The organism is Enterobacter cloacae complex sp. 302F9 (assembly GCF_050030335.1).
In the GTDB taxonomy this organism is placed as follows: Bacteria; Pseudomonadota; Gammaproteobacteria; order Enterobacterales; family Enterobacteriaceae; genus Enterobacter; species Enterobacter hormaechei_C.
The window spans coordinates 1,160,262-1,180,116 of the sequence record NZ_JBLGUC010000001.1 but is presented as its reverse complement, the minus strand read 5'-3'; the positions used below and the strand labels follow the sequence as shown (position 1 = coordinate 1,180,116).

Genomic DNA, 19,855 nt, shown 5'->3' with positions numbered 1-19,855 from the left:
CCCGTTTATCAGATGGTTGATGCTACGACTCTACGCTGTTTGACGCAATGGAGTCACCATGAATACGTCAGTTGTTTCACCGGGTCGTGCGGGCCTGATATTGCTGTTAACCGGCCAGATGCTGCCGCTGATTGATACCTCAATCACCAACGTGGCGCTGGATTCCATCACCCATTCGTTACACGCCACCGCCACCGAACTGGAGCTGATCGTCGCCCTCTACGGCGTGGCCTTTGCCGTCTGCCTGGCCCCCGGCAGCAAGCTGGGCGATAACCTTGGCCGCCGTCGCCTGTTTATGTGGGGCGTGGCGTGTTTTGGCCTGGCCTCCCTGCTGTGCGGCATGGCGGGCAATATCGAACAGTTGCTTGGCGCGCGCATTATGCAGGGTGCGGGCGCCGCGCTGATCATGCCGCAAATTCTCGCGACGTTGCATGTGACGTTAAAAGGAACGGCACACGCCAGAGCGATCAGTCTGTTCGGGGGTATCGGCGGAATTGCGTTTATCGTCGGCCAGATGGGTGGCGGCTGGCTGGTGTCGGCGGACATCGCCGGGCTGGGCTGGCGCAACGCCTTCTTTATCAACGTGCCGATTTGTCTGGTGGTGCTGGCGCTGAGCCGTCGCTACGTGCCGGAAACCCGCCGCGACACGCCGTCGCGCATTGACTGGATCGGTACCGTCCTGCTGACGGCGATACTGTGCTGTCTGCTGTTCCCGATGGCGCTCGGCCCGCAGTGGCACTGGTCGTGGCCGCTGAAGGCCGCCCTGCTGGCGATTGTGCCACTGGCCTGTTTGATGGTGCTGAACGCGCGCAAAAAAGAGCGTGAGAATGCCCATCCGCTCATCGCGCCGCGCCTGTTACAGCTGCGCAGCATCCGCTTTGGCGTGCTGATTGGGATACTCTTTTTCAGCGTCTGGTCCGGGTTTATGTTCTGCATGGCGCTGACCATGCAAAGCGGTCTGGGAATGGCGCCGTGGCAGTCCGGGAACAGCTTTATCGCGCTTGGCGTCACCTATTTTATTTCTGCCTGGTTCGCCCCACGCCTGATTGCCCGCTACAGCACCAGCGCCATCCTGCTGACCGGGCTTGCGATTCAGCTTGTCGGCCTGGTGGCGCTGATCGCCACGTTCCGTCACTGGGGAATGCAGAATACCGCGCTGACGCTGGCCCCGGCCACCGGGCTGGTGGGTTACGGGCAGGCGCTGATTGTAAACAGCTTCTACCGTATCGGGATGCGCGATATTCAGCCTGACGACGCGGGGGCCGCGAGCGCGATTTTAAGCACGCTGCAACAGGCTGCGCTGGGGCTTGGCCCGGCCATTTTCGGCGCGATTTTGCTGCACGGGCTGCAAAATCATCACGGAGATTATACCCAGGCGGTCAACGTCTTCCTGATGGTGGAAACGGCCATGATGGTGGTGCTGGCGCTGGTCACGCTGCGTATGCGTCATCGTCTGTGTTTACCGGTCGTCAAGGCCTGTCCGGCGACAAAATAAAACTGCCTGAATTTGCATAATAGATCCGCAGCCGCCATTATGGGGCTGCATCAATACAGGAGACGTTATGCAGGAATTAATTGCTCAGGTTGAAGAGTTAGGGATTGAAATTAATCACACCACCTCTTTAGTGATTATCTTTGGTATTATTTTTCTTACGGCCATTATCGTTCATTTTATTCTGCACAAAGTGGTGCTGCGCGCATTCGAGAAACGCGCCCAGGCCAGCAGCCATTTATGGTTGCAGATCATTACGCAGAACAAATTATTTCACCGTCTGGCGTTTACCCTCCAGGGGATAATCGTCAACGTTCAGGCGGTTCTGTGGCTGCAAAAAGGCAGCGAAGCGGCGGAATTACTCACCACCTGCGCGAAATTGTGGGTGATGGTTTATGCCCTGCTCTCCTTCTTCTCGTTGCTGGACGTGATTTTCAATCTGTCGCAGAAAATGGCTACCGCCTCGCAGCTGCCGCTGAAGGGGATATTCCAGGGCGTTAAGCTGGTGAGTGCCATTCTGGTGGGGATACTGATTATCTCCCTGCTGATCGGTCAGTCACCCGCCATTCTGATAAGCGGCCTGGGTGCGATGGCCGCCGTTCTGATGCTGGTCTTTAAAGACCCGATACTGGGCTTAGTGGCGGGCATTCAGCTCTCCGCCAACGACATGCTCAAGCTCGGCGACTGGCTGGAGATGCCGAAGTACGGCGCCAACGGCACGGTGACCGACATCGGCCTGACCACCGTTAAAGTGCGCAACTTCGATAACACCATCACCACCATCCCGACCTGGGCGCTGGTGTCCGATGCGTTCATCAACTGGAGCGGCATGTCCGCCTCCGGTGGTCGCCGCATCAAGCGTAGCCTGAATATCGATACCACCAGCATTCATTTCCTCGACGAGCAGGAGCAGCAGAAACTGATTCAGGCGAAACTGCTGAAGCCGTATCTGGCGGCGCGTCATGAGGAAATTAACCTGTGGAATCAGCAGAACGGCGAAGGGGAATCGGTATTAAACCTGCGCAAGATGACCAATATCGGCACCTTCCGTGCCTACCTGAATGAATATCTGCGTAACCACCCGCGCATTCGCAAAGATATGACGCTGATGGTGCGCCAGCTCGCGCCGGATGCCAACGGGCTGCCGATTGAAATATATGCCTTTACCAACACGGTGATCTGGGCGGAATACGAAGATATTCAGGCCGACATCTTCGATCATATTTTCGCGGTGGTAGATGAATTTGGCCTGCGTATTCACCAGTCGCCAACCGGAAACGATATTCGCTCGCTGGCTGGCGTCATCGCCAGATAATCAGGAGCTGGCGCGGGAAATAAAGCGCCAGTCCATCATGACCCTTTCCGTGGGCGCATCCGGGTTGTCGATCTTATTTAACAGCAGATTGACCGCCTTGCGCCCGATATCCCGCGACGGCTGTTCAATAGTGGTGAGTGAAATCATCTCCGCCAGCTCAGTGCCGTCAAAGCCGACCACCGCGATATCTTCTGGCACCCGCAGCCCTGCCTGCTGAATGGCGCGCAGCGCCCCCGCCGCCAGCGTATCGGAAACGGCAAACACCGCATCCGGCGGGTTTGCTTTTAACAGATTTTGCATCGCCGCCATGCCCGCACCAGAGCTGAGCTCACTGGCGTACTCCACCGCCTGATAGTCCAGATCCCGCAGGTGTATGACGCTCTTATAGCCGCGCTCGCGCAGACGGGCATATTTGTAGCTGAGGTCGTGGTTGATGAGCGCAATGCGTTTGCGTCCCCCGTCGGCAAGCTGGCTGACAACGTGCTGGGAGGCATCAACATCATTAATCCCCACGCAGGAGACCGCGCCCGCATCGGCGTATTCAGCGCACTGCACCCACGGCGCGTTGCCAATCAGCGCGGCCAGCTCCGGCAGTTTCGAGAATGCATCCATGGTGATAATGCCGTCGACGATTTTGCCGGAGAGCAGGCTTAAGCCCGAGCGGGAGCGCTCAATATCCGAGCCGGAGTTGCACAGCAGAATGCGATAGCCGTTCTTTTCTGCCTCGGCTTCAATGCCCTTCACCACTTCGGCGCAGAACGGGTTGGCGATGTTCGAGACCATCACCAGGATCATATAGCTGCGGGCAGTGCGCAGCTGACGCGCCAGCAGATTAGGCTGATAGTTACTCTCCTGGATCGCCTGCAAAACGCGCTCGCGGTTTTTCGCCTTCACGGTATCGCTGTTATTCAGTACGCGGGAGACCGTTGCTACGGATACCCCGGCCAGTTGAGCGATTTTCTGAATTGACATAGCGACGATACATCCTGCGGTTAGCGTTTTGTGCAGGCTACCATAAATTGATTGCCCGGCGAACCGGGCAATGCGTCAGTATTCCACGCGCACCCAGCGCTGCTGCTGATGACTTTTCATAATCGCATCAATGATATACATCACACAGGCGCCATCGTGGAAGGTGGCAAACTGCGGATTATCCGGCATCGCGCCCGCCTGCACGGCGCGGTAAAACTGCGCCATCATATTTTTAAAGGCATCCGGCCAGCCTTCAATGTGCCCGCCGGGGAAGTGGGCGCTATCGGCCACGTCACGGTTCATAAGGCCCGGATCGTCGCAGAGTATCTGGTTTGCCCTGGCGCGATGGCCGACCCACAGCTGCTGCGGGATTTCCTGATCCCACGCCACCGACTGCTCGCTGCCGTTAATTTCAAAGGTCAGGCGATTTTTTCGCCCCGCGCTCACCTGCGAGACGCTAAAGCTGCCCTTGCTGCCGTCGCCAAAGCGGAACAGCACCGAGCCAAAGTCTTCGGTGGTGACCGGTTTGTCTTCATACTCCGCCTGCTCGTCATGGGAGAAGGTCTGATGACCGCCCGCGCTGGCCTTGCGCGTCGGCCAGACGGTGGATAAATCAGCCATCACCCCGGTAATGCGCCTGCCGGTCACATACTGTACCGTATCGCACCAGTGGGAGCCGATATCCGCCACCGCCCGCGACGCGCCACCGAGCGCGGCATCCACCCGCCAGTTGTAGTCGGTTTCCAGCAGCATCCAGTCCTGTAAATAGCTGCCGTGCGAAGCAAACAGCCGCCCGAGGCTGCCCGCACGCATCATGCTCGCCGCCTGGCGCACCATCGCAAACTGGCGATAGACAAAACTCACGCCATGCACCACGCCTGCCTGCTCCGCCAGCGCCACCAGCTCGCGCGCCTCGTCCGGCGTCATGCACAGCGGCTTTTCGGAAAACACGTGCTTGCCCGCACGCAGGATCTGGCGGTTAATCTCCGCGTGCAGGTGGTTCGGCGTGCAGTTGTGCACCGCGTGCAGATTAGGGAGCGCGAGCAGTTCCTCCACGCTGGCACAGGCGTGCGGCACATTGAGCTGGTGCGCCTTTTCCTGCGCCTTAACGAGCGAGCCGTCACAGAGCGCGACCACCTGCACAAACCCGAGACGCCTGAGCGCCTCGATATGTGCCGGGCCAATAAACCCGCTGCCGATAATCCCGACGTTAATCATGGCTGTCCCCTGCGGCGAAATCATCAAACGCCCGTCCGGAAACCGGGATGATATGACGGCGGATAAATTCACTGCCCTCACTCGCGCCGGTATCGCCATCCTTCAGGCAGCACTCCCACTCCAGCACCGCCCAGCCGTCGTAGTCGTACTGGGTCAGCTTGCTGAAAATGCCCTTAAAGTCGATCTGTCCGTCGCCGGGCGAGCGGAAGCGTCCGGCGCGGTTGATCCACGGCTGGTAGCCGCCGTAGACGCCGCTGCGCCCGCTGGGGCGGAACTCGGCGTCCTTCACGTGGAACGCTTTAATGCGCGCATGGTAGATATCAATAAAGGTCAGATAGTCCATCTGCTGGAGCAGCATATGGCTTGGATCGTAGAGAATATTACAACGCGGATGGTTATCGACCAGCGCCAGAAAACGCTCGAAGGTGACGCCGTCGTGCAGATCTTCCCCCGGATGCAGCTCAAAGCAGACGTCCACGCCCTGCTCGTCGAAGGTATCCAGAATCGGCCGCCAGCGGGCTGCCAGCTCCCCGAATGCATCCTGAAAACGCTGCTCGTTGTGCGGCGGCCACGGGTAGAAAAACGGCCAGGCCAGCGATCCGGAGAAGGTGGCGTGTGCTTTGAGGCCTAATCGGGCCGAGGCGACCGCCGCCTGCTTCAGCTTTTCCGTCGCCCACGCCTGACGCGCCGCCTCGTTACCCCGCACGGAAGCAGGGGCGAAGTGGTCAAACGCCTCGCTGTAAACCGGGTTTACCGCAACAAGCTGCCCTTCCAGATGGGTCGACAGCTCGCTGATGACCAGCCCATGCGCGGCCAGCCTGGCGGTGATGTCGTCGCAGTAGGCCTGACTCTCTGCGGCTTTCTCCACATCAAAAATATGCGGATGGTTGCAGGGGATCTGCACCGCTTTGTAACCCTTCCCCGCCGCCCATCCTGCCAGCCCGTCGAGCGTGTTGAAGGGCGCTTCCCCGCCAATAAACTGCGACAGAAAAATGCCCGGTCCTTTCATTGTCCTCATACCACCTCCTGAACGTTACGCCTTGTCATCGTCATACTTAAACGTGAGAAGGAAAATCAGCGCGATCGCCGCGGCAGCCACCGCCGGGATCCACCAGAATGTGACCCACGCCTGCGGCACGGTCTGCCCTGCCACCAGACGGTTGTAGAGCGCGCCGGAAATCTGCGAGCCGAGCAGCATGCCGATGCCGTAGGTGAACATCACGATCATGCTCTGCGCCTGGCCTTTGACCTTTTCGCCCGCCACGCGGTCGGTGTAGATAAAGCCAACGACAAAGAAGAAATCGTAGCAGACGCCGTGGAGCAGAATGCCGAGATACAGCAGAATGCGCCCCTCCTCGCTGACGCCCAGCGCGAACATGGCATAACGCACGAACCACGCCAGCATGCCGATCAGCAGCATATATTTCACGCCCAGGCGGCGGAACAGCAGAGGAATAACCAGCATGAAGACGATCTCAGACATCTGCCCGAAGGACATGGCGGTGCTGACGTCGGCAATGCCGGCATCCGCCAGATACGAGGCGGTGTAGGCGTAATAGGTGCCGAGCGGGACGGAGATCAGCATCGCGCAGACGGAGAAGACGAAGAAGTGGCGGGTTTTGAGCAGCGCGAAGGCGTCCGCGCAGAAGAGATCCCGCACCTTTACCGGCAGGCCTTTCGCCGGGGCGGGCGTGTGCGGCAGCGTCAGGCTGTAGATCGCCAGCAACACGGAGCTGACCGCCGCCACCTGGAAGATGGTGACGCTGGACGCCACGCCGGTGACGCCGATGAAAATGCCCGCCGCGATCCAGCCGATGGTGCCGAACACGCGCACTACCGGGAAGGTTTTATCCACGTTCGCCAGACTGTGAAACGCAATGTTGTTGGTCAGCGCCAGCGTCGGCATATAGCAGAGCGTGTAGCCAAACAGCAGGCCAATCAGCAGCGCGCCGTTCTCAGCAATCAACGCCCCCGGCACGAACCAGAGGATCGCCGCGCCCGCGAGGTGCATCACCGCCATCACCTTCTGCGAGGCGAAGAAGCGGTCCACCAGCATCCCGAGCACGAACGGCGAAAGAATGGAAGCGATGGGTCCGGCAGAGAACGCGTCGCCAATCAGCAAAGACATGTTGTGCCGGGTCATCACCAGGCCAAGCGTGACCGACCAGCTACCCCAGATAAAAAATTGCAGAAACATCATCAGCGACAGACGCGGCACCAGCAGCCGGTGCTGCGTTATCGCCTTTTCACTACTCTCAGTTGACACCATGATAAGCCTCACCCGGAAAAAGTAATCGATTACAAATTCGTTCAAATGAAAAGTAATCGATTACAAAACAAAGATCCTGTGGATCAAAACAGAATTGGGAGGGGAGTCACGATAAAGGTGAAGGGGAGGTGCCGGGTGACGGCTGCGCCTTACCCGGCCTACTAAATAACGTCCCCGAACATGTAGGCCCGGTAAGCGCAGCGCCACCGGGCGTGAAGGCGGGCAGTGTGGTGCGGTCTGGTGCCCTCACCCCGGCCCTCTCCCACAGGGAGAGGGTGCAAACACTAAAAACGGCAACCAGGTTGCCGTTTTGCTTTTACCTTCGTGAAAGCTTAAACGCGATAAACAGGAACACCACCCACACCGGCAGCAGCATCGCTGACAGGCGCATCTCATCCATGGTGCACATCAGCACCAGAATCAGGCCGAGGAAGGCGATACAGAGGTAGTTCCCCGCCGGATAGAGCAGCGCTTTAAACTGCGTCTCGCGCCCCTTGCGTCGCATCGCCGCGCGGAAGCGAAGGTGCGCCAGGCAGATCATGATCCAGTTCAGCAGCAGCGTGGCGACAACCAGCGCCATCAGCAGGCCAAACGCTTCTTTCGGCAGCAGATAGTTAATCAGCACCACCAGCGAGGTGATAGCGCCAGAAAGGAACAGCGAATTGATCGGCACGCCGCGACGGCTGACGCGGGTGAGGAACTTCGGCGCGTTGCCCTGTACGGAGAGGCCAAACAGCATGCGGCTGTTGGAGTAAACCCCGCTGTTGTAAACCGACAATGACGCCACGAGAATGACGAAGTTGAGCGCCGAAGCCACCACGTTGCTGTTCAAATCGTGGAAGATCATCACGAACGGGCTACTGTCAGATTTCACTTCTACCCACGGATAGAGCGCCAGCAGCACCACCAGCGAGCCGATATAGAACAGCAGGATACGGTACACCACCTGGTTGACCGCTTTCGGAATGCTTTTGTGCGGATCGCGCGCTTCAGCCGCGGTGATGCCAATCAGCTCCAGCCCGCCGAAGGAGAACATAATGACCGCCAGCGACAGGATCAGCCCTTTCCAGCCGGTCGCCAGAAAGCCGCCGTGCTGCCACAGGTTGTCGATGCTTGCACGCTCGCCGCCGTGACCGGAGAACAGCAGCCACAGGCCAAAGCCGATCATGCCAATAATCGCCAGCACCTTGATCAGCGCAAACCAGAACTCGGTCTCGCCATACAGGCGCACGTTCACAAGGTTAACGGCGTTAATGATGATGAAGAAGGCCGCGGCCCAAATCCACGTCGGCACGTCCGGGAGCCAGTACTGCATATAGATGCCGGCGGCGGTCAGCTCTGCCATGCCCACCAGCACGAACATCACCCAGTAGTTCCAGCCGGAGAGGAAGCCTGCGAACGGCCCCCAGTATTTATAGGCAAAGTGTGCGAAGGAGCCGGACACCGGCTCTTCAACGACCATCTCGCCGAGCTGGCGCATGATCAAGAAGGCGATAATCCCGGCGATAGCGTAACCCAGCAGAACCGCCGGGCCAGCCATTTGAATGGCGGGGCCGATGCCGAGAAACAGCCCGGTACCGATCGCGCCGCCAAGGGCAATTAACTGAATATGTCGATTTTGCAAACCACGTTGCAGCGTCGGACTCTGATCCGACGAAGCTTCAGCGCTACCATGGCCTGAAGCGGATGACGCGTCTTTCACGCCCTACCCCTGTCTCTTTTTTAGAAGGGGCACGTTTTAACACTTCATGCTGGTGGTAGCAAGCTTAACGCCGGGCCAGCGCATGCGCCCGGCGGATAAACGTCACGACCCGATGATCCCGCCGTCCGCTTTGGTAATCACCACCGTTGACGATCGCGGACGCCCGTTCGGGCTGGCGTCTGGCCAGTTGGAAACAGCGCGCGGATTGGCCGGGTCGGTAATATCATCCCCGCCCTCCCCCGGATGCTGAATGTTGATAAACAGCGTGCGGTTGTCCGGCGTAAACGCAATGCCGGTGATTTCACATCCGCGCGGCCCGGTCAGAAAACGGCGATACTCGTTGGTGCCCGGAATGGTGGCGACCATCTGGTTATTGCCCATCCCCTCGTACGCTTTCTTATTGATGGTGCTGGAGGAGACGTCGGTCTGGATCCACAGGACGCCCTGGTGATCGAACGACAACCCATCCGGGCTGCCGAATGCCGCGCCCTGCATGGAGCCTTTGGCCTTCGGATCGTCGCCGTCGGTACGCCCGGCCATAACCAGAATATCCCACTTAAAGCGTGCGGCGGCAGGATCGGCACCCTCTTCGTGCCAGTGCATGATGTGACCAAACACGTTGTTGGCGCGCGGGTTAGCGGCATCGACCGGTGCCTTACCCTCTTTACCGCGATCGCTGTTGTTGGTGAGCGTACAGTAGACGTTGCCGCTGGCGTGCGGATCGACGGCAATCCACTCGGGACGATCCATTTTCGTTGCCCCCACCGCGTCGGCCGCCAGGCGGGTTTTGATCAGCAGATCGCCCTGGCTTTCAAACCCGTTGCTTTTATCCAGGCCATTTTGCCCGAAGATCAGCGGCAGCCAGTCGCCGCTTCCGTCCTGGTTGAACCTGGCGACGTACAGCGTGCCGGACGTCAGCAGCTGCATATTGGCTTCCCGGTTCGCGGGATCGTATTTTTTGTCGGAGACAAACTTATAGATGTACTCAAACTTCTGGTCGTCGCCCATGTAGACCACCACGCGATTATCGGCGGCGAGCGTGACGGCGGCCCCCTCATGCTTGAAGCGGCCCAGCGCGGTGTGCTTGCGCGGCGTGGAGGTCGGGTTGTAGGGATCGATCTCCACCACCCAGCCGAAACGGTTGGGTTCGTTAGGGGTTTTATCGACGCTGAACCGCTCATCCACCTCGTTCCAGCGATAGGACTCATCGCTGTCGCTAATGCCGTAGCGTTTTTCCAGCGGATTGAGATCGGCTTTTTTCACAAAAATGTCCGACCAGTTCTCCTCGCAGGTGAGATAGGTGCCCCAAGGCGTGTGGCCGTTGGCGCAGTTCTGCATGGTGCCCAGAACGCGTTCCCCCTGCGGATCGGCGGCGGTTTTCATTAAATCCTGATGCCGCGCCGGGCCGGTAAGCTGCATCGGCGTATTGACGGTAATACGCCGGGCGAAGGAAGACGGACGCACCACCTCCCAGCCGCTGCCCGTTTTTTTCACTTCCACCACCGACACGCCCATCGCGTTCTGCCCCTTGCGGGCTTTATCGAGGCTCCAGTTCGCCGTACCGTCGGTAAACAGCATCCCGTTATCGATGTATTCATGGTTCAGCGCCAGCAGGCCATGCTCCGGGTTTTGCGCCCCCTGCGGCAGGCTAAACCACGCCATGCCGTCGTGGTGCATGCCCGCCTGCACAGCCTGTTCGTCTGTGGTATTACTGGCGTCCGGCTTAAATGCCGGCATGTTGTCTTTGATTCCCGTCGGATCACCCCAGCGATAGAACGGGCGGGCAATATAGCCTTCTGGCACCCTGACCGTGTCTTCCGTGGAGACGTCGATGCTGGTAAAGCCCAGGGAAACCGCTTTTGCCAGCGCGGAAGGCTTCGATACCGCGGCAATGGCATTTTCGGGTGTGATCAGATACGGGAATGATACGGCGGCCCCCGCTACGGCCCCCATCTGGAGAAAACGGCGGCGGGAGAGGAACACCTCTGCAACCTCGGAGAATACCGGGTTAGCGCTGCGGTTACTGATATCGTCGCGATATTCTTTTTTAAATACGGATTTGAGGGGTCTGCCCATAGCGGCTTCCTGTCATTGGCCAAGAGGTAAGGATGTGGCGACCAGTGTAAGAAGCTTTTATTACAATTTTATAACACGACAACGAAGGGATTGGGGCGTCCCTGCCCCGGATAACGAGGTGGAACGCTTAGAACTCGTAGCCAACCGAGACCTTAAAGGTACGCGGCTCGCCCTGAGTGATGTAAGTACCGGAATCGTCCACGCTTGACCAGTAGTTCTCGTTGGTCACGTTGTCGATGCCTGCCCGCACGGTCATCTGGTTTTCATTGTGGTTCACCGCGAAGCGATAGCGCATGCCCAGATCCAGCGTGGTGTAGCTGTCCAGCTTTTTGGTGTTCGCAAGATCGGCATACTGCGTGCCGGAGTGGTTAACGCGTGCGGTCGCCGTCAGGCCTTCAATCGGCTTGATATCGTACTCTGCGCCCAGCACGGCGTAGAAGCTCGGAATACCGATCGCATCGTTGCCCTGATTGACGCCGTTTTTGGTTTTGGTCAGCTCGGCCTGCAACCAGGTGGCGCTGGCATTCAGACGCATCCCAAGCATTGGCTCGCCGAAGACGTTCAGCTCCACGCCGCGGTTACGTTGTTCTGCATCCAGGCCGTAGTGACCGCTGTCGTCAAGGATCGCCGACGGCATTTTGATCTCAAACAGCGCCAGGGAGCCGCCCACGCGGCCAAAGTCCGCCTTTACGCCCACTTCGTTCTGCTTAGAGTGCACGATACCGGTGCTCTGGCCGTAGTTAGTAGCAGTGTTCGGCGCAGTTTCACCGGGCTGTAACGCCTCGGTGTGGTTGGCGTAGAGGGAAATTTCCTCCCACGGTTTATAGACTACGCCGTAGGTTGGCATCCAGCGGCTGCCGTCGAAACCGTCCGCGTCGTTTTCCGCGCCGGTGATTTTGTTGTACCCGCGGATGACAACTTTCTGATGACGTGCGCCTGCGGTGAACAGCAGCTTGTCATCCAGCACGCCCAGGGTATCACTCAGCAGCCAGCCCTGCGTGCGGGTGCGCCCGCTGGTCAGCGGATCGCTGTATTTGCCGCCAGAGCCGCTGAAGTTGCTGCTGTCCGGCATAGCCACGCCGGTGTTGTGGTAGATGTTGGTGGTCGGATTATCCGCCGCGGCCGACATTTTCCACGCGATTTTTTCGTTTTTGGTCATCGCCGAATACCCGACGTTCACCTTGTGCGAGACGAAGCCGGTAGTGAAGTTACCGCGAATGCCCGCCATGCCGCTGACGGAATCGCTGATGCGGTTGGTATCAAGGCGGCTGACCGTCGCATTACCGCTCTTATCGAGGAGCTTCGGCGCGCTGTAGATCCCTTCTTCGTGCGCGTGCTGCGCGCCGAGACCGGTATATGCCGTCCAGCTATCGGTGATGTCATACTCGCTGCGCCACATCCCGAACTCGTTTTCGATATCGCTGTAGGCCCACTTCTGTGAGAAGTTACGATCGTTCTTCGGCGGTTCAGGCACAAAGTCCACCGCCGAGATGTTGACGCTGGTTGGGCTGCCGTGGAAGGTTTTTTTCTGGTAGCCCAGGTCCAGCGAGGTGCGGAAGCGGTCGCCTTTGTAATCCAGGCCGGTGGAGAGCAGCGTGGTGCGGCGGCGGTCGTTCGGCACGCCGGTTTCCCCTTCGCGATGCACGAGGTTCACGCGCGCGCCAAACTGGTCGTTATCGCCAAAGCGACGACCCGCATCCAGCGTGGTGCCAATCTGGGAATCCGAGGTGTAGTCAACGCCCACTTTCGCCTGCGGGGTGTCGCCCGCGTGTTTGGGCTCAAGGTTGATCATCCCGCCCACGCCGGAGCTTGCGGCGCCGTTCATCAGGGAGTTGGCCCCTTTGAAGATCTCGATACGGTCGACCATCTGGGCATCCACCACCTGACGCGGCAGCACCCCGGACAATCCGCCAAAGGTCATATCGTCGCCGTCAAACTTCAGGCCGCGAATGCGGAAGGTTTCCGCGCTGTTGCCGTAACCCTGAACAAATTGTACGCCCGCGTCGTTGGCAACCACGTCAGCAATGGTTTTTGCCTGCTGATCTTCCACCAGCTTCGAGGTGTAGCTGATGATGTTGAACGGCACGTCCATGGCGTTCTGCTGACCGAGCATACCCATGCGCCCGCCGTTCGCCACCTGGCCGTCGAGGAAGGCTGGAAGCAGCTGGTCACCACCGGGTTTGAAATCACTCCCCGCCGTGGACTGGACCACGATGGTGTCCTCTTTTTTCTCATCCGCCGCAAAAGCGGAGTGTGTAACCGCGCCGATGGCAATCGCCAGCAGCGTTTTGTGCATTGTGGTGTTGTTCATAATGAGCTCTTAACGTGCGCGCAAAAATGACCCGTTGTCGGGCCTTAAAAGTTATTAAAAGAAATGCAAATGAGAACTATACGCATTATGAATGCGTAATCAAGTGTCAACGGACATCTCTGAGCGAGAAGAGACAAGAAACAAGGCTGGCGGGAGGTATGGCGCGCAACCACCCCGAAACAGGGGTGGTTGCTAAGGCATTATTTTTTCTTGAAAATATCGGCGGTACCGTGAATTTTGTTGTTGGTGTTGCCGGAAGTCAGCACCAGAACATCAGCACCTTCTTTATCGGCTTTCTCGATCAGCTCTTTTTTCGCGTCGTCTACCGAGACTTCATTGGAAGTGCTAACCGTACCGATTTTTTCATACTGTGATTCCACTTTCTCAAACTCGTTTTTCGTCAGCAGTTCAGCCGCAAAGGTATTGGTGGTAAACAGAAATGCAGCGCCCATCAAAATAGCAGTCGTTTTTTTCATAACCTTTTTCCTTGAGATTAATCAGCAACTACGAAAAGCCCCACGAGTAAGAGTGAGGTGATATGAGCATGGTAGAGGAATAGCAAAATTGCCATAGGGTAAGAAAAATACTGTTATAACAGTCAATTGTGCTGTGAAAAATGTGCGTTAACCTTGCTGTGCGGAACTATCGGCAGCCCCACCTTTGCCGTCTGTTCTGGCGTCATCGGCCAGTGGATCATCGGTAGTCACCTTCTCGTCCGGTTTCGGTGGATCTTTTGGCTCCTGAAGCGGGTCAAGCCCAACAACTTCGCGCATCTCATTGGCTGTAACAGGCGGCTCACCGCCATAGAAGCCAGTGGTTTTCTGCACGATATCGGCCAACTTAGATGCGTTCCCGATCTTCTCTTTCTCGCCTGCCGCAAGCAGGTCGCTCCACAAGATGGTGACCTCACCTTTGGTCGGTGGGTCGATAATCCCAAGCGTCCAGAATCGCTCCAGCAGCGCGGTGACTTACTCAGGCGTAGCGAAGGTCTTTCCCCGGGCGATGAGGTAGTCGCTGATTTCCGTGTACCACATGTGGCTGAGCGCGATCTGCGACAGGCTGCGCTTATCACGCCACGGCTTGACCTGAAGGCGAAAGCACTGGCCTGCATCCAGCAATGGCTGAATTTGCTGGCCGATGGCCGCAAAGTTGCCGCGATAGAGTTTGATGCCGTCTACAGACAGAGTCATACGGCCCCCTTAACGGAAACCGCAGAATGCAGAAAATCGCAGGTGTATTTCTGCATCTGTGATAAGGTAAGGAGTTCATATTGTGGTCGCATTTAAGTCCCCTTAAATGCGCAGAAGTCACCGGAGTTGTTCAGGCTCCGATGACTCAATTTTGGCGGGTTGATTACTGAAAATCAAAGATTGATATTCTTTATTTCTGTCCCATAGGCGAGTATTTTGGATCCAAAACTAATCCTGCATTTTCCAGCCGGTTTACCTCTATCTTGCTTCTGTTTTTTCTGTCGAGAGACCTAGCTTCGTCTTTTGAAACAAGAACCAATCGGTAATTCTCATCAATGTAAGACAGTAGTTCGTCATCAGAGCAATTGGCATTAACCTTATCAATGACGCTTCTGGTCCATTCCCTTATCGGGTGAACGTGCTCTATTCGTACACTTTTACCTTCAGATAAGGCCATAGAAGCCCCTAGAGTGCGTTCAGCAATGTGTGATTTTTTAAGGCTATTAATATGTGTGAGGGAATATTTTCGTCTTACGCACAATAACTCCAGCACTCGCTCCACTGAGTGAATGGCCCCACCATTATCGGTAAAACCAAGAGAGTTCAATTCATCACGTAACGCAATACATTTTCGAAGGGCCGAGAGCAAAACATCATCGGTATATTTTGTATTCATGGCTCGCTCACAAAATCAATGGACATAGAATTATATCTTCGAACTCTTCTCAGCCATCTCTACATAACGCGGGTCGCTTACCTTGGGCAACTGCAAGCTGAGCTCGCGGTAATGGTACAGCCTCTCGAGTAAGAATTCCTGATACTCGTGAGGCTGCTCGCGCATCACCACTTCAGCGATAACCGGCATGTTCAGGCGCTCTCTGTACACCACACCCGAAGCTGCGAGGACTACGTTAACCTTGTCGCGATCTTCTTGGCATGTAACTGCTATGTTGAATTTGGACATTTTTAGTCCAACTTATTGTTTCTTTCTAAGCACATAGCGCTCCCAATCTCTAGCTACCTTAACAAGATGATTTCATCGAGATTAAGGATGCCAAATTTCGCCGCGAGTAAGGGTCAGCGTCGAAAGGAGAACTGTTACTGCATGAGAAAAATTAGCATCCTGACCTTGCAAGTTGTATGACCATTTTTCGCCATGAAAAAGATTATGTCTTAACCTGAAAACCACCTTAAAAACAAAACTAATTCTCTCTTCCAGAGAGGGTTCCTGTTTTTGGAGTAACTCGACAAACCTTTGTCTTTGGGGACCGAAAACATGTCGAGCTGGTGCCAACCTATTAAATCTGTTTTCGCTGTTAGGCTGATCTCTGTAACGCCCAATAAAGTAAGCGTAACAATCATCTATAACATCTTGATTAAAACCGTTATGGGTGATCAGTTTTCTCGCTAAGTCATCAGTTCTACCAAATCCTGCGGCTATTTCGGAGATCTTCGATTCTGATAATGAGAAATAGATCATGAATCTGCATAAGTTGTCATATTGGATTGTGTCTAAAGGACGACCTCGCATCAATTCCGATAATTCATCCGCTACGTTAAGTCGTTCATTTTCTTGAGCATTCAATTCAGGCATAAATCCCCCTTTTTATTAAAGGGGGATTATACATCATTATTTCCAGTACATTTTAACCATCGTAACCGGTTCACTATCACCAATTTTTTAGTACTCTTGAAGATACGCAATCTGCCTGTCTTTAGCTTCCAGCTCATCCAGCAGCGCCAGCCCTGTGTCCGGAGTCATTACAGCGATGAATTTCTTCTGCGCTTCGATACCTTTCGTGTACCGCTTGATGATTGCCAATTCTTTTGCGTCCACGGCTAATTGACGCAGCGCCTGTTTGTCGATGTTGCTCATACCCCTACCCTCCCCCAAACCATCATTACTCGCTTCATAGCCGCGTTGTTGCGGCACTCCTCGCAGATCACGTTTGTGCCCGTCCGCTGAATTAACTTCGACTTTCCCTGCTTAATACCAGGTATCGTGTCAGGGGCGAAGCGCATGCCATAGCTGGTCAGGCTGTACAAGCGCTGGCCGTATTTGCCTTCACAGCTAATCAGGCCGTCGGCCAGCAGCGTGCTTACCGTCCCGGATATCGGCTCATCGACTCAGGCCTGCTGGCCGGGAAGAAGATCGGGAACAAATACCGCACGACCGACATCGCCTGTATTGCGTATTTACATGACCCGCGCGATCCTGTTTCCGCGAGCGCGGGTGAACATAAAGAAGAAATTTTATGTCAATCACCCTCAGAGGCGGCGTCTGGCACTGTCATTTCGTTACGCCGTCAGGGAAAAGAATTAGACGATCTCTTGGTGCGTGGGACAAGAAACAAGCGCGGGAGCTGCACGACAAGCTGAAGGCTGAAGCGTGGCGGGTTGATAAAATTGGGGAGCTTCCGATGAGGACATTTGAGGAATGTTGCATCAGGTGGATCCGCGAAAAGGAGCATAAGCGGTCACTTGATGACAATAAGACAAAAATCGAATTTTTCCTGCGGCATTTCTCCGGCCGGGATATTTCAACCATCACAGCCGAGCAGGCTTACGAGGCTGTTTCGAAGATGGTCAACTGTAAGCATATTCAGGTCTGGGAGTCACGCAGGGACGCGGCAATCCGGCAGGGAAAGGAACCGCCGCCGTATATTGAGAAACCGGTTAGGCAGGCCACAAAGAGCCAGCATCTTTCTTTTATGCGCTCTCTGTTCAAGGCTGCGGCTAATGACTGGGGGTGGATAAAGACAGCCCCCGTGCTTAAAACCAAAAAGCCGATCAGCAAACGCATCCACTGGTTGACCAGAGATGAGGCGGAAAGGCTTATCGCCTGCATGCCGGAGTCAATAAAGCCAGTGGTAATATTTGCACTGGCAATCGGACTGCGACGCTCCAACATCATCGATCTGGAGTGGCAGCAGGTCGATATGCAGAGAAAAGTTGCATGGGTAAATCCGGAGAACGCAAAGGCGGGCAAGGCTATCGGCGTGGCTCTGAATGATACCGCATGCAGGGTGTTAAGGGAGCAGATCGGGAAAAGCTCAAGGTGGACGAAGCCATCAACGCGCCCTGACAAAACCGTCACTCCGGCTGTCCGAAAATGCGAGTGGATGACAACGTCGCCTGGCGCAGTGGACTGGAAAGGGCGGGTATAGAGGACTTCCGTTTTCATGACCTCCGGCATACCTGGGCGAGCTGGTTAATTCAGTCCGGCGTTCCGTTGTCAGTACTTCAAGAAATGGGTGGTTGGGAGTCGATCGAAATGGTACGTCGTTATGCTCACCTGGCACCGAACCATTTAAGCGAACACGCACGGAAAATTGATGCCATTTTTGGCAACCATGACACAAATACGACACAAGGAGAAAATCAGGCTGGTTTGAAACTGGCGTAATTGCCTGTTTTTAAATGGCACGCCCTGTAGGATTCGAACCTACGACCTACGGCTTAGAAGGCCGTTGCTCTATCCAACTGAGCTAAGGGCGCACGGAGAAGAGTGTACTTCGCGGTGGTGAAACGCCTGGAATTATACGGTCAATGCGTAGTGAGTCAATGCCTTTTCCGCCTTCTCTGGCGATAATGACTAGCTGATTGTAAATACGGCTGTTTTTTCAACATTTATCCCTCTTTTACGGGCTGCGAAAAGGCTTAGCCGCTTTTAAGTAACGCCTGCTGTTTTCCTGTTTACTTCACCTTCACACTGTCCAGCGGTAACCCGGCCGCCTGGAGGCTGGAAGTGAACAGGACGACGGAGTGACAGCGCCAGACCAGACAGGTTTTCCCTCGTGCGTGCAGCACATCTCACACGATATTACAGGCATTAAGCTTGAACCCATTGTCGCCCTCTCATCTTCGCGCACGGTGGGGGCCGAAGTGCTCAGCGTGCTGTCGCCGCATCAGCAAAACGAAAGCTTTTTCAAGGACTGGTCCGCCGCCCGGGCGCTTATGCTGCTGGAAGCACAGATCGCCGCGTTAAAAAACCCCTGCCCCTGTGACAACCTTTTCATAAATTTGCCGATAACCGTTCTGACCATACCGGAAATGTTCCAGCGTTTACTGCAACTTAACAGCCCACCGCTGAACATTGAACTCGTGGAGCCTGCCTCGTTCTTTACACTCTCAGACCCGGCGCGTCTGAGGGTGAGTTGTGCGCTTCAGCAGTTGACCGCGCGAGGACACCGGATCTGGCTGGATGATATTGATGAAGCGTCAGGACAAGCATTTTTATCCTGCCGCCTGCCATTAAGCGGAATAAAAATCGATAAGATCGCTTTCTGGCGTTTACGTGAAACGCAGGCGCTGACACAGCTGGTCACCCTTTGTTCAAAAATCGCTGCGAATGTGCTTATTGAAGGCATTGAAACAGAACGGGACCGTACTTGCGCGCTTCATGCTGGCGCGCGCTTCGGTCAGGGATATTATTGGCCATCCTGGAGATGGCAGGAGGACTGAACGGTCATCGCCAAGAGGGAAGCTATGCGAATGACAGTGCGCCGTTACCGGCGTCGTCGGACAGGAAGTGATTCACTGGGTTCTACGCACTCGCCTTTTGCTCTCCCATTTTTTGATCGTCTCGAATATTTGAGCCAGTCAATCAACCAGACCCGCAAAACCGATGCTCCCTTTATCATTCTGGTCACACAGGATAATTTTTTCCGTTCCGGTTTACTGAGCGGGCAGTCGCCCCTGAGCAATTGCTGCGACTATTCCACGCTGGAAGCCGCCCTCAGTGATTTAAATCACTGGCCTTCATCGCGTCTGGTAATAGACATTGAGAGCCGCGCCTCGCCGCTCATCGACCTGCTGGACCGATTACGCCGCCACAGCCTGTTCGCCCCCTACCTGACACCCTACCTGTTCGCCCCCTACCTGACACCCTACCTGCTCGTCCGCGCCGATGATTATGATGCTCGCCTGTTTTGTAAAGCGGCTGGCCCTTTTCATGTGCTTGAACGCCAGCTAACGGCGCTGGCTATGCAACAAACCTTGCTGGAAGCACCGTCACCGGCCGGCAACCGCAAAGAGTGGTTTTCACGGGATGAATGGCCGATCTTACAGGCGCTGTCGCAGGGGAGCTCCTTGCGGCAGATCGCGCAGTTACAGAACCGCCCCTACAGCCGCATTATTTACCGTCTCAGCTGCATCCTGGCGAAACTTGGGCTGAATCATCGTCATGAGTTGCTACATCTTCTCAACAACCTCTCAGATTTCACGTATTAACGTATTCAGTAACTTCTTAATTCCTAAAGACCTTTAGGAAATTACTTAGGATGTATGTTAAATTTTTGTGTTTTTTAA

At 55.8% G+C, this 19,855-nt stretch carries 17 protein-coding genes, 1 tRNA gene and 3 pseudogenes; 5 read left to right on the top strand and 16 right to left on the bottom strand.

Annotation, left to right across the window (positions count from 1 at the left end; translation table 11 throughout):
* Positions 1 to 58: 58 nt before the first annotated feature.
* Together ACQG0T_RS05560 and ACQG0T_RS05555 are read left to right on the top strand one after the other, a co-directional pair.
* Positions 59 to 1,495, top strand: a complete 1,437-nt coding sequence (locus ACQG0T_RS05560) for an MFS transporter (protein ID WP_063413633.1) — start codon at positions 59 to 61, stop codon at positions 1,493 to 1,495.
* A 67-nt stretch (positions 1,496 to 1,562) separates the two neighbouring features.
* The gene (locus ACQG0T_RS05555; RefSeq protein ID WP_015571212.1) at positions 1,563 to 2,807 is read left to right on the top strand and encodes a mechanosensitive ion channel family protein; all 1,245 of its coding nucleotides are present in this window, start codon (positions 1,563 to 1,565) and stop codon (positions 2,805 to 2,807) included.
* Here ACQG0T_RS05555 and ACQG0T_RS05550 read toward each other — a convergent pair whose 3' ends face one another.
* The 15 genes and pseudogenes from ACQG0T_RS05550 to ACQG0T_RS05480 all read right to left on the bottom strand — a co-directional run bounded on the left by ACQG0T_RS05550 (position 2,808) and on the right by ACQG0T_RS05480 (position 16,660).
* The gene (locus ACQG0T_RS05550) at positions 2,808 to 3,779 is read right to left on the bottom strand and encodes a LacI family DNA-binding transcriptional regulator (RefSeq protein WP_015571213.1); all 972 of its coding nucleotides are present in this window, start codon (positions 3,777 to 3,779) and stop codon (positions 2,808 to 2,810) included. It lies immediately after the preceding gene.
* Between the two features lie 75 nt (positions 3,780 to 3,854).
* Positions 3,855 to 4,997, bottom strand: a complete 1,143-nt coding sequence (locus ACQG0T_RS05545) for a Gfo/Idh/MocA family protein (protein WP_232960033.1) — start codon at positions 4,995 to 4,997, stop codon at positions 3,855 to 3,857.
* On the bottom strand, positions 4,990 to 6,015 hold the full coding sequence (locus ACQG0T_RS05540) for a sugar phosphate isomerase/epimerase family protein (RefSeq protein ID WP_426723748.1): 1,026 nt from the start codon (positions 6,013 to 6,015) through the stop codon (positions 4,990 to 4,992). Before ACQG0T_RS05540 ends, ACQG0T_RS05545 begins: the two co-directional genes overlap by 8 nt.
* Before the next feature lie 15 nt (positions 6,016 to 6,030).
* Entirely contained in the window at positions 6,031 to 7,266 is a 1,236-nt protein-coding gene (locus ACQG0T_RS05535; RefSeq protein WP_015571216.1) for an MFS transporter, read from the bottom strand.
* A gap of 316 nt (positions 7,267 to 7,582) precedes the next feature.
* Positions 7,583 to 8,968 (bottom strand): phenylalanine transporter, encoded by a 1,386-nt coding sequence (gene pheP, locus ACQG0T_RS05530; RefSeq protein WP_045334430.1) that lies wholly within the window; start codon positions 8,966 to 8,968, stop codon positions 7,583 to 7,585.
* A gap of 102 nt (positions 8,969 to 9,070) precedes the next feature.
* Positions 9,071 to 11,044 carry a PhoX family protein gene (locus ACQG0T_RS05525; RefSeq protein WP_271040584.1) on the bottom strand — a complete coding sequence of 658 codons (1,974 nt, stop codon included), beginning with the start codon at positions 11,042 to 11,044 and terminating at the stop codon, positions 9,071 to 9,073.
* 127 nt (positions 11,045 to 11,171) lie between these two features.
* Positions 11,172 to 13,355 (bottom strand): TonB-dependent receptor, encoded by a 2,184-nt coding sequence (locus tag ACQG0T_RS05520; protein ID WP_023296057.1) that lies wholly within the window; start codon positions 13,353 to 13,355, stop codon positions 11,172 to 11,174.
* 200 nt (positions 13,356 to 13,555) lie between these two features.
* Positions 13,556 to 13,831 carry a DUF1471 family periplasmic protein YahO gene (gene yahO / locus ACQG0T_RS05515; protein WP_015571217.1) on the bottom strand — a complete coding sequence of 92 codons (276 nt, stop codon included), beginning with the start codon at positions 13,829 to 13,831 and terminating at the stop codon, positions 13,556 to 13,558.
* Between the two features lie 201 nt (positions 13,832 to 14,032).
* A pseudogene (locus ACQG0T_RS05510) lies at positions 14,033 to 14,323 on the bottom strand (DUF1073 domain-containing protein); the annotation flags it as partial.
* Between the two features lie 6 nt (positions 14,324 to 14,329).
* Positions 14,330 to 14,545, bottom strand: a pseudogene (locus tag ACQG0T_RS05505) (hypothetical protein); the annotation flags it as partial.
* Between the two features lie 190 nt (positions 14,546 to 14,735).
* Positions 14,736 to 15,221: a hypothetical protein gene (locus ACQG0T_RS05500; protein ID WP_074172605.1), complete on the bottom strand. Its 486-nt coding sequence runs from the start codon at positions 15,219 to 15,221 to the stop codon at positions 14,736 to 14,738.
* A 30-nt stretch (positions 15,222 to 15,251) separates the two neighbouring features.
* Positions 15,252 to 15,509, bottom strand: a complete 258-nt coding sequence (locus ACQG0T_RS05495) for a DNA polymerase III subunit theta (RefSeq protein ID WP_059294842.1) — start codon at positions 15,507 to 15,509, stop codon at positions 15,252 to 15,254.
* Between the two features lie 81 nt (positions 15,510 to 15,590).
* Positions 15,591 to 16,139 carry a hypothetical protein gene (locus tag ACQG0T_RS05490; protein WP_059294841.1) on the bottom strand — a complete coding sequence of 183 codons (549 nt, stop codon included), beginning with the start codon at positions 16,137 to 16,139 and terminating at the stop codon, positions 15,591 to 15,593.
* An 87-nt stretch (positions 16,140 to 16,226) separates the two neighbouring features.
* Complete coding sequence (locus tag ACQG0T_RS05485) at positions 16,227 to 16,421, bottom strand: ead/Ea22-like family protein (protein ID WP_059294840.1); 195 nt, start codon at positions 16,419 to 16,421, stop codon at positions 16,227 to 16,229.
* The gene (locus ACQG0T_RS05480; RefSeq protein WP_331252060.1) at positions 16,418 to 16,660 is read right to left on the bottom strand and encodes a transcriptional regulator; all 243 of its coding nucleotides are present in this window, start codon (positions 16,658 to 16,660) and stop codon (positions 16,418 to 16,420) included. The genes ACQG0T_RS05485 and ACQG0T_RS05480 overlap by 4 nt, the downstream gene beginning before the upstream one ends.
* A 140-nt stretch (positions 16,661 to 16,800) precedes the next feature.
* On the opposite strand from ACQG0T_RS05480, the pseudogene ACQG0T_RS05475 reads away from it, so the two are divergent.
* Positions 16,801 to 17,951, top strand: a pseudogene (locus ACQG0T_RS05475) (tyrosine-type recombinase/integrase).
* 15 nt (positions 17,952 to 17,966) lie between these two features.
* Here ACQG0T_RS05475 and ACQG0T_RS05470 read toward each other — a convergent pair.
* Positions 17,967 to 18,043 (bottom strand) — tRNA-Arg (locus tag ACQG0T_RS05470).
* Between the two features lie 303 nt (positions 18,044 to 18,346).
* Here ACQG0T_RS05470 and ACQG0T_RS05465 point away from each other — a divergent pair.
* Positions 18,347 to 19,009, top strand: a complete 663-nt coding sequence (locus tag ACQG0T_RS05465) for an EAL domain-containing protein (protein ID WP_039271435.1) — start codon at positions 18,347 to 18,349, stop codon at positions 19,007 to 19,009.
* 24 nt (positions 19,010 to 19,033) lie between these two features.
* The gene (locus ACQG0T_RS05460; RefSeq protein WP_271040583.1) at positions 19,034 to 19,777 is read left to right on the top strand and encodes a DNA-binding response regulator; all 744 of its coding nucleotides are present in this window, start codon (positions 19,034 to 19,036) and stop codon (positions 19,775 to 19,777) included.
* The last annotated feature ends 78 nt before the right edge of the window (positions 19,778 to 19,855 follow it).

What these genes read in the sequence shown, in the direction of transcription:
- ACQG0T_RS05560 (WP_063413633.1), top strand. Translation starts at nt 59, where the DNA reads ATGAATACGTCAGTTGTTTCACCGGGTCGTGCGGGCCTGATATTGCTG.
- ACQG0T_RS05555 (WP_015571212.1), top strand. Translation starts at nt 1,563, where the DNA reads ATGCAGGAATTAATTGCTCAGGTTGAAGAGTTAGGGATTGAAATTAAT.
- ACQG0T_RS05550 (WP_015571213.1), bottom strand. Translation starts at nt 3,779, where the DNA reads ATGTCAATTCAGAAAATCGCTCAACTGGCCGGGGTATCCGTAGCAACG.
- ACQG0T_RS05545 (WP_232960033.1), bottom strand. Translation starts at nt 4,997, where the DNA reads ATGATTAACGTCGGGATTATCGGCAGCGGGTTTATTGGCCCGGCACAT.
- ACQG0T_RS05540 (WP_426723748.1), bottom strand. Translation starts at nt 6,015, where the DNA reads ATGAGGACAATGAAAGGACCGGGCATTTTTCTGTCGCAGTTTATTGGC.
- ACQG0T_RS05535 (WP_015571216.1), bottom strand. Translation starts at nt 7,266, where the DNA reads ATGGTGTCAACTGAGAGTAGTGAAAAGGCGATAACGCAGCACCGGCTG.
- ACQG0T_RS05525 (WP_271040584.1), bottom strand. Translation starts at nt 11,044, where the DNA reads ATGGGCAGACCCCTCAAATCCGTATTTAAAAAAGAATATCGCGACGAT.
- ACQG0T_RS05520 (WP_023296057.1), bottom strand. Translation starts at nt 13,355, where the DNA reads ATGAACAACACCACAATGCACAAAACGCTGCTGGCGATTGCCATCGGC.
- yahO (WP_015571217.1), bottom strand. Translation starts at nt 13,831, where the DNA reads ATGAAAAAAACGACTGCTATTTTGATGGGCGCTGCATTTCTGTTTACC.
- ACQG0T_RS05500 (WP_074172605.1), bottom strand. Translation starts at nt 15,221, where the DNA reads ATGAATACAAAATATACCGATGATGTTTTGCTCTCGGCCCTTCGAAAA.
- ACQG0T_RS05495 (WP_059294842.1), bottom strand. Translation starts at nt 15,509, where the DNA reads ATGTCCAAATTCAACATAGCAGTTACATGCCAAGAAGATCGCGACAAG.
- ACQG0T_RS05490 (WP_059294841.1), bottom strand. Translation starts at nt 16,139, where the DNA reads ATGCCTGAATTGAATGCTCAAGAAAATGAACGACTTAACGTAGCGGAT.
- ACQG0T_RS05485 (WP_059294840.1), bottom strand. Translation starts at nt 16,421, where the DNA reads ATGAGCAACATCGACAAACAGGCGCTGCGTCAATTAGCCGTGGACGCA.
- ACQG0T_RS05460 (WP_271040583.1), top strand. Translation starts at nt 19,034, where the DNA reads ATGCGAATGACAGTGCGCCGTTACCGGCGTCGTCGGACAGGAAGTGAT.